2 rRNA genes are annotated in these 1,178 nt (G+C 57.0%); both read left to right on the plus strand.

Features of this window, described 5'->3' with window-relative positions:
• Positions 1 to 1,029 (plus strand): 23S ribosomal RNA (locus IF29_RS0141135); the annotation flags it as partial.
• 52 nt (positions 1,030 to 1,081) lie between these two features.
• Positions 1,082 to 1,178: ribosomal RNA gene (gene rrf / locus IF29_RS44305) — 5S ribosomal RNA — on the plus strand; the annotation flags it as partial.

Below are 1,178 nucleotides of genomic sequence, written 5' to 3' on the forward strand. Positions count from 1 at the left end.
GGCGAGGCTGAGAACTTAAGCGCCAGTAAACGGCGGTGGTAACTATAACCATCCTAAGGTAGCGAAATTCCTTGTCGGGTAAGTTCCGACCTGCACGAATGGCGTAACGACTTCTCGACTGTCTCAACCATAGGCCCGGTGAAATTGCATTACGAGTAAAGATGCTCGTTTCGCGCAGCAGGACGGAAAGACCCCGGGACCTTTACTATAGCTTGATATTGGTGTTCGGTTCGGCTTGTGTAGGATAGGTGGGAGACTGTGAAGCGGCCACGCCAGTGGTTGTGGAGTCGTCGTTGAAATACCACTCTGGTCGTGCTGGATGTCTAACCTGGGTCCGTGATCCGGATCAGGGACAGTGTCTGGTGGGTAGTTTAACTGGGGCGGTTGCCTCCTAAAATGTAACGGAGGCGCCCAAAGGTTCCCTCAGCCTGGTTGGCAATCAGGTGTTGAGTGTAAGTGCACAAGGGAGCTTGACTGTGAGACCGACGGGTCGAGCAGGTGCGAAAGCAGGGACTAGTGATCCGGCGGTGGCTTGTGGAAGCGCCGTCGCTCAACGGATAAAAGGTACCCCGGGGATAACAGGCTGATCTTCCCCAAGAGTCCATATCGACGGGATGGTTTGGCACCTCGATGTCGGCTCGTCGCATCCTGGGGCTGGAGTAGGTCCCAAGGGTTGGGCTGTTCGCCCATTAAAGCGGTACGCGAGCTGGGTTTAGAACGTCGTGAGACAGTTCGGTCCCTATCCGCTGCGCGCGCAGGAGTCTTGAGAAGGGCTGTCCCTAGTACGAGAGGACCGGGACGGACGAACCTCTGGTGTGCCAGTTGTCCTGCCAAGGGCATGGCTGGTTGGCTACGTTCGGGAGGGATAACCGCTGAAAGCATCTAAGCGGGAAGCCTGCTTCGAGATGAGGACTCCCACCACCATCGAGTGGGTAAGGCTCCCAGTAGACGACTGGGTTGATAGGCCGGATGTGGAAGCCCTGTAAGGGGTGGAGCTGACCGGTACTAATAGGCCGAGGGCTTGTCCATAGTTGCTACGCGTCCACTGTGAAGAGAGTGTTCGCTGAACACCCGATAGGGTTTCGGTGGTCATAGCGTGAGGGAAACGCCCGGTAACATCCCGAACCCGGAAGCTAAGCCTCACAGCGCCGATGGTACTGCAGGGGGGACCCTGTGGG

Origin of the sequence: Streptacidiphilus jeojiense (genome assembly GCF_000719095.1) — a bacterium.
GTDB classification, from domain to species: domain Bacteria; phylum Actinomycetota; class Actinomycetes; order Streptomycetales; family Streptomycetaceae; genus Streptacidiphilus; species Streptacidiphilus jeojiensis.